Annotated in this window: 4 protein-coding genes; 2 read left to right on the top strand and 2 right to left on the bottom strand. The window is 75.9% G+C overall.

What is annotated here, in order from left to right; translation table 11 throughout:
- The first annotated feature begins 78 nt into the window (after positions 1–78).
- Positions 79–369 carry a hypothetical protein gene (locus ABD308_RS10790; RefSeq protein WP_344331549.1) on the top strand — a complete coding sequence of 97 codons (291 nt, stop codon included), beginning with the start codon at positions 79–81 and terminating at the stop codon, positions 367–369.
- A 4-nt stretch (positions 370–373) separates the two neighbouring features.
- Positions 374–1078: a hypothetical protein gene (locus tag ABD308_RS10785; RefSeq protein ID WP_344331547.1), complete on the top strand. Its 705-nt coding sequence runs from the start codon at positions 374–376 to the stop codon at positions 1076–1078.
- 63 nt (positions 1079–1141) lie between these two features.
- On the opposite strand, the gene ABD308_RS10780 is transcribed toward ABD308_RS10785, so the two are convergent.
- Together ABD308_RS10780 and ABD308_RS10775 are read right to left on the bottom strand one after the other, a co-directional pair.
- Positions 1142–3100 (bottom strand): ATP-binding cassette domain-containing protein, encoded by a 1959-nt coding sequence (locus ABD308_RS10780; RefSeq protein ID WP_344331545.1) that lies wholly within the window; start codon positions 3098–3100, stop codon positions 1142–1144.
- 213 nt (positions 3101–3313) lie between these two features.
- Positions 3314–4073 (bottom strand): phytoene desaturase family protein (locus tag ABD308_RS10775; RefSeq protein ID WP_486327016.1); only part of this gene is annotated, 760 nt, incomplete at its 5' end.

Genomic DNA, 4073 nt, shown 5'->3' with positions numbered 1-4073 from the left:
CCGGGCCCGGCCCGCGCCGGTTGGGCCGGATGCCGCCGTGCGGGTGCGGCGGGCCGCTCCCGCGGCCACGTTGGGGAGATGGACATCGTCGTCGTACTGGAACCGGACACACCGACCAACATCAGGATCCTCGGCCCCGGCCACACGCCCGCGGAGCCCGGGATCCCGGTGCGCCGCGCGCACACCGCCCCCACCGAGGCCTCGGGCGCCTGCGGCCCGCGCACCATGTGCGGGCTCGACACCTCCGACATGACCCTCGCTCCGCACCGGGAGGACCATCCCGACCGGCCGCGGCCGAGGCCGCACTGGCACACCTGCAGCACGTGCCGCAACGCCGGGGAGGGCCGTTCCCCCGGCACACTAGGCTGACCGGATGACAACCAACCGTAAGTCCGCGCTCGTTCCGCTGGCCCTGGCCGGGCTCCTGCTCGGAACGGCCGCCTGCGCGTCGTCCGGCGGCACGGACGGCGCTTCCGGCGGCGGCACGCTCTCCTTCGCCAAGCTGAAGTCGACGGTGCGGGGCCTCGGTCCGGACCCGTCGTGCCCGTTCGGCCTGGACCTGGCCGGCGCGCTGAAGGCGACCGGGATCGAACGCGGTGTCACCCCGGACAGCGGGACGGGCAAGCCGGTGCGGGCCGAGGTCGTCCCGGCCGAGGAGGCCCTGCCGGGCCCGACCGGCGGCACGCCCGGCCCGGCGGTGGCGACGCTGCCCGCACGGCCCGAGCACATCCAGGTGTGGTGCTCCTACAACGCCGGGGCGACCCCGGTGGAGATCGGCGTGGTCGCCGCCCCGGCCGAGAAGGTCGCGGTCAACCTGGCGCTGCCCTACATCCAGCAGGCCGGCGACCTCACGACCGAGGAGCTGTTCACCGTCTCCGCCGAGCAGCCGGCCCCCGGCCAGGCGAAGACGGCGCCCGGTCCCGGGTCGATCGCCATCGCCCGGGTCGCGGTCGCGGGCAAGGGCGACCTCGCGCTGCTGGTCGGCCAGGGCACCGAGGCGTCCTCCCCGGACGCCGCGCTCACCGGCGAGCCGCTGCGCGCGCTGGCCGAGAAGCTCGCCGCCCAGCTGCACGTCTGAGCCGCGCCGGAACGCCGGCCCGGACGCCACCGGGCCGGCCCCGGCCTCCCTGGGGACGGTCCGTCACGGGCCGTCGGGGTCCGTCCGCTGGGCGGGCACCGCCGAGGTCCGGTCGTGCTGCAGCGCCCGCAGGTCGGCGAACATCCCCGGCTCGGCGGCCAGCCGGTCGAACGTCCCCTCCTGGATCACCCTGCCGTGGTCCAGCACCACGATGCGGTGCGCCACCCTGGTGTTCTCCAGGTTGTGGGTGACCAGCACCGTCGCGCAGTCCCTGGCGACGTCCGCGAGACCGGTGAAGATCCGGTGCTCGGCCCTCGGGTCCATCGCACTGGTCGGCTCGTCGAGGATCAGCAGCGTGCCGGAGCGCGCCCGGTGGAAGGCGGCCGCGGTGACCACCCGCTGCCACTGCCCCTCGCTGATCTCGGCGCCGCCCCAGAACTCCTTGGCCAGCAGGGTGTCCAGGCCGTGCGCCAGCTCGGCGATCACCTCGTCCGCGCCGGTGGCCGCGGCCGCCTCCAGCACGGGGCCGTCGCCCTCCTCGCCGGGCTGGCCGAGGGTGATGTTCTGCCGCGCGGTGAGCGGCCAGTGCGCGAAGTCCTGCTGGACCAGCGCCGTCTGGCGCCACAGCAGGTCCGGGTCGAGGTCGCGGGTGGCGACGCCGTCCCAGGTCACCGTCCCGCTGTCGGGCAGGGTCAGGCCGCACAGCAGTTTCATCAGCGTGGACTTCGCCGCGCCGTTGACCCCGACCACGGCGACGATCTCGCCCCGGCGGACCCGGAAGTCCACCCCCTGGAGGGCGAGCCGGTCCGAGCCCGGGTAGCCGAAGGTGACGCCGCGCGCCTCGATCACCGCCGTCCCGGCCGGCGGGGCGAGCGTGCCGCGGTCCAGCCGCTGGGCCCGGGCCAGCACGATGAACTTCTGCCAGTCGCCGACGTACAGGCCGGTGCGGTGGACGGCGGCGCTGTAGTTGGCGGCGACGTGCAGGTCCGAGGCGGCGGCGCGCAGCGCGATCACCGCCGTGCCGGCCGACGCCAGGGTGACGCGGCCGTCGGCGAGCAGCCACGCGAGGCCGCCCCAGACCAGGCACGCTCCCACCCCGGACGCCACCGCGCCGTACAGGCCGAGCACGGCGCTGCGGCGGGCGGCCTTGTCACTGGCCTCGGTGACCTTGGCGACGGCCCTGCGGTGGATGCGCAGCAGGAACGGCGCGATGGTGTTCGAGCGGACCTCCGAGGCCAGTCGGCGGTCGCAGAGGAACCAGCGCAGCACGTTGGCCGCGCGGGTCGCGCCGAAGGTGGACATCATCGCCCGGTAGAAGGCGTTGGCGGCCGCCGTGCGGGCCAGGGCCTGCGGGATCACCGCGAGGACGAGCAGCGGGAGCAGCACGGGGTGGATCGTGACGATCACGACCCCGGCGGCGGCGAGGTTGGCGGTGTAGCCGATCACGTCGCGCGCCTGGGAGAGCAGGTCTCGGGTGGAGCTCGCGCCGCGGTCGGCGGCGTCCCAGGCGGCCTGGAAGCCGGGGTCGTCGTAGGCGACGAGTTCGGCGCGGGTCGCGGCGTCGATCAGCTCCAGCTCGGCGGCCCGGGCGATCTTCGGTCCGATCCGTTCGGCGGCCCACTCGCTGGTGATGCGCAGCAGGGCGGAGGCCCCGGACATGGCGGCGAGGAAGGTCACGGACGGGACCGAGCGGGTCAGGCGGTCGGCGATCGTGCCGGCGCCCGCGACCAGTTGGGTGATCATGCCGGTGGTGGCCAGCAGGCCGCACGCCTGCGCGACGGCGGAGGCCACGGCGCAGGAGAGGAGGACGGCCAGGGCGGGCCGGTCGGCCTGCCGGCCGAGGCGCAGCGCGAGGGCGAGGAGCCGGGGCAGGGCGCGGGCGGTGGCGCGCAGGGTGGTCTTGGTGCCGTCGATGATCTCCGCGTCGCTGCCCGGGGGCTGCCACTCCATCATCACGGAGTCGTCGGCGCCGCCGGTCGTGTCGGCCTTACCGGTGGTGGGGGTGGGGGCGGGAGAGCTCAAGCGGCCGCCTCCCCGAACGCGTGGACCGGCCGGCGGGCGGCTGGTCCGGGGGGCGCGCTGGTGAGTGAACTCGACGTTGTCGGACAGGACTTGGCTGTCCTCCGGAGGGCGCTCATGGCGTCGGATCCTGCCCCGTCGCCCGGTGGCCGTTCAACCCCGGCGGTTCCGGGCGAGCCTGGAGCGAACAGCCCGTTTTCGATTCCGGGCCGGTGGCTACCGGGGGAGGTCCTCCAGGACGGCGCGGGCGGCGTTGTGGCCCGGGATCCCGCTGACGCCGCCGCCCCGGATCGCGCCCGCGCCGCACAGCAGGACGTTCGGGTGCGCCGTCGCCACGCCCCAGCGGGCGGCGGCGCCCTCCGGCTCCCGCGTCGCGAACGGGAACGCGAGGTCGCGGTGGAAGATGTGACCGCCCGGCAGGCCGATCTCCCGTTCCAGGTCGAGCGGGGTCTTCGCCTCGACGCAGGGCCGCCCGTGGGCGTCCACGGCCAGGCAGTCGGCGAGCGGCTCGGAGAGCACCGCGTCGAGCTGGGCGAGGCTCGCCGCCAGGGCGCGTTCCTTGGCGGCCGGGTCGGCGAACAGCCGGGCGGGCAGGTGCAGGCCGAACAGGGTGAGGGTCTGCCACCCCTGCCGGACGGCCTCCGGCCCCAGGATCGACGGGTCGGTGAGCGAGTGGCAGTAGATCTCCGACGGCGGCGCCGAGGGGATCCGGCCGGCCGCCGCCTCGGTGTACGCGGTCTCCAGCTGCCGGTAGCCCTCGGCGATGTGGAAGGTGCCGGCGAAGGCCTCGCGCGGGTCGGCGGCCGGGTCGCGCAGGCGCGGCAGCCGGCGCAGCACCATGTTGACCTTGAGCTGGGCGCCCTCCGGCGCGGGCCCGGGATCCTCGCCCAGCAGCCGGGCGAGGGCCGCCGGGGCGGCGTTGGCCAGGACCCGGCGGGCCGCCGCCGTCGTCTCCCCGTCCCCGTGGGGGGAGGGG

This window comes from Kitasatospora putterlickiae (genome assembly GCF_039527695.1).
Classification (GTDB): domain Bacteria; phylum Actinomycetota; class Actinomycetes; order Streptomycetales; family Streptomycetaceae; genus Kitasatospora; species Kitasatospora putterlickiae.
Note: the sequence above shows the minus strand (reverse complement) of the source record. Positions and strands in the feature narration are given on the sequence as shown.

Coding starts and splice junctions, on each gene's coding strand:
- ABD308_RS10790 (WP_344331549.1), top strand. CDS start 79: ATGGACATCGTCGTCGTACTGGAACCGGACACACCGACCAACATCAGG.
- ABD308_RS10785 (WP_344331547.1), top strand. CDS start 374: ATGACAACCAACCGTAAGTCCGCGCTCGTTCCGCTGGCCCTGGCCGGG.